Annotated in this window: 3 protein-coding genes; all 3 read left to right on the top strand. The window is 69.5% G+C overall.

Annotation, left to right across the window (positions count from 1 at the left end):
* Positions 1-159: 159 nt before the first annotated feature.
* Positions 160-825 carry a HesA/MoeB/ThiF family protein gene (locus ACZ6SA_RS32805; RefSeq protein ID WP_465832570.1) on the top strand — a complete coding sequence of 222 codons (666 nt, stop codon included), beginning with the start codon at positions 160-162 and terminating at the stop codon, positions 823-825.
* Positions 826-1,414: 589 nt separating this feature from the next.
* The gene (locus ACZ6SA_RS32800; protein WP_465832568.1) at positions 1,415-1,696 is read left to right on the top strand and encodes a hypothetical protein; all 282 of its coding nucleotides are present in this window, start codon (positions 1,415-1,417) and stop codon (positions 1,694-1,696) included.
* A 108-nt stretch (positions 1,697-1,804) separates the two neighbouring features.
* Positions 1,805-2,649: RNA-guided endonuclease InsQ/TnpB family protein (locus tag ACZ6SA_RS32795; RefSeq protein ID WP_465832566.1), on the top strand; the 845-nt coding region annotated here is incomplete at its 3' end.

Raw genomic sequence — 2,649 nt, 5'->3', positions numbered from 1 at the left:
CCCGTCAAAGAAAAAGAACACCCCCACCCTCCAACCCCACCCCCTGAAGAGGCCCGAACCCCCCCCCTCCCCCCCCCCGCCCGCCACACGCTTCGCCCCCCCCCCCCCCCCCCCCCCGCGCCTGGCCGGCCGCTCCGTGCAACGACCTGGAAGGCAGGCATGCGACTCCCGCAGATCAAGCGCGTTCACCGGCCCATGGCCATGCCCGGCGGCCGCATCGTCATCGGCCTGATGCAACAGGGCGTCTCTGCCGAGATCCAGGATGACGCGGACGGCGCCATCGCCCTGCTGATCACCTTGATGGACGGGACCCGGACCGTCGATGAGATCTGCGCCGCCTTCACAGCCGCCCATGGCGAAGCGGACGAGGACAGCATCCGTGGCGTCATCGGCGAGCTGATCGCAGGCGGCTTCGTCGAGGACGCGGGCGCGCCGGTCCCCGGCAACCTGACCGCGCGCGAGGCCGAGCGTTACGGGCCGCAGAAGAACCTGTTCACGTGGGTCGACCCCACACCGCGCAGCTCGCCGTACGAGGTTCAGTCGAGGATCAAAGACGCCAGGGTGAGCCTGCTCGGCCTCGGCGGGACCGGCACGGCCGTGGCGGCCGGGCTCGTCTCCAGCGGAATCGGGGCGCTGAACGTCGCCGACTTCGACGTCGTGGAGGAGCCGAACCTCACCCGGCAGCTTCTCTACACGGAGGCCGACATCGGCCGCCCCAAGGTCGACGCCGCCGTGCACCGGCTGCGCTCGATGAACAGCCTCGTCGAGGTGACGGGCAACACGATCAAGGCGGACGGCGCGGACGACATCGCCTCAACCGGCTGATCGTCCGCCCGCACGACGACGATCCGGAGATCGCGGTGGTCGGCAGGCCCGAGATCGGGGAGTTCGTCGAGCTGCCCGCCGTGTACGGTGCGGCGATCACCCTCATGGCCGCGGACCTGTCCGTCGGAGCCGTACGGCGGCGGATGGCCGAAGTCCACCATGTGGAGATCGACCTCGCGGAACTCGTGGAGGCTCTCAGCGCGCTCGGGTTCATCGCCTCCATCGAAGGGGATCCGCTGCCCGACCCTGCCGCGGACGTGCCCCCGAGCCATTTCCACCGGCTGACCGCGCGGCATGTCGCCTGGCTCTTCAGCCCGCCGGTGAAGGCGCTCTGGCTCGTCGTCGTGGCCGCGGCCCTGCTCACTCTCGCCACGCGCGACGAGCTGGTGCCGGTCTACGCCCACTTCTTCTGGTCCGACTATGTCGGCCTCACGGTTCTGGTCAACACGGTGATGATGTCGGCCTCCATCTCGGTGCACGAGCTGATGCACCTCGCCGCCGCGCGCTCCCTCGGGGCGCGGGGACGCATCGGGCCCCGCTGCCCGAGGGCGTACGGGCTGTCCTTCAGGCGCTCGCCCTCGCCGTCCTCATGGCGATCCCCTTCCAGCTGCAGGTCTACATGCGCACCGACCTCTACTACGTGCTGTGTGAGCTGCTGCGGACCCGGAACCTCTTCGGCGACGGGATCGCCTATGCGAGATACCTCAGAACGCGCATCCTGGACACGTTGCGGCGCCGTCCGCCCTCCGTCACGGATCCGACGGCCGGGCTCGCTCCCCACGCGCGCCGGGCCACGCGCGTCTACCGAACTGTGGGCCAGTGCTCCGGCGTTCACGCCGGGGGTGAAGGCCCACGCGGGAGTGCCCGCTAGGGCGCGAGCGTGCTCTGACCTGGCAGCGTGTCCGTGGCCTAACCTCAGACGGGTTGCTTCTGCTGCTCGATGTACTGCTTGAGTACGGTGAGTGGATACGATCAGTGTGTGGAGTTGGTGAAGCAGGCGCGGGCACGCGTGGCGCGACTCGACCTCAGCGCGGCTCAGGCTGCCGTGGCCGATGGTCAAGCCCATGCCGCTCGCGCCCTGTGGAACCTGCTGCACGAGTACGTCACCTTCCGCCAAGGCCGCTTCGCCTCGCTGAAGGAATGCGACACCGCGATACGCCAAGCCCGCCACGAGATCGACTGGCTGGCTCGACTCCCCGCCCAGGCAGCGCAAGCGGTGCTGAAGACCTACCGCCAAGCGTGGGCGAACTTCTTCAACCCCGACCACCCGGCCCAACGCCCGACGTTCAAGGGCCGGTTCCATACCCGGATGGCGGTGGACGTCCCGCAAGCCCGCGACTTGCGCATCCAACGGATCAACCGGCGCTGGGGCGAGGCGAACCTCCCCAAAGTGGGCCGCGTCCGGTTCCGCTGGACCAAGGACCTGCCGGGCGTTACCCGGGGCGGCCCACAAGGACGCATCACCGGGGCCAGGCTGGTCAAAGACGCGTTCGGCTGGTCCATCGTGTTCCGCACCGAAACCCTGGTCCCTGCCCTCCAGCAGGCGCATCCGGGTCCGGCGGTGGGAATCGACCGGGGCGTCAATGTCGCCTTGGCATTGTCGGACGGCACCACACGCGAGCACAAACCCTGGCTGAGCCGGGGCGAACGCGAGCACCTGCGCCGCTTGGAGAAGAAATCAGCCCGACAGCGGGCCACCCGACCGCCGGGCCGGCCGGCCTCGCATCGACTGGCCCGCACCTACGCCCAGATCGGCAGGGTACGCGCGATAGCCAAGCGTCGCGCCCTCGACTGGCAGCACCAGACCACCACCGAACTCGCTGA

Source organism: Nonomuraea sp. NPDC049378, assembly GCF_055586745.1.
The sequence above is the reverse complement of the archived record's forward strand: the minus strand, read 5'-3'. Positions and strand labels throughout refer to the sequence as shown.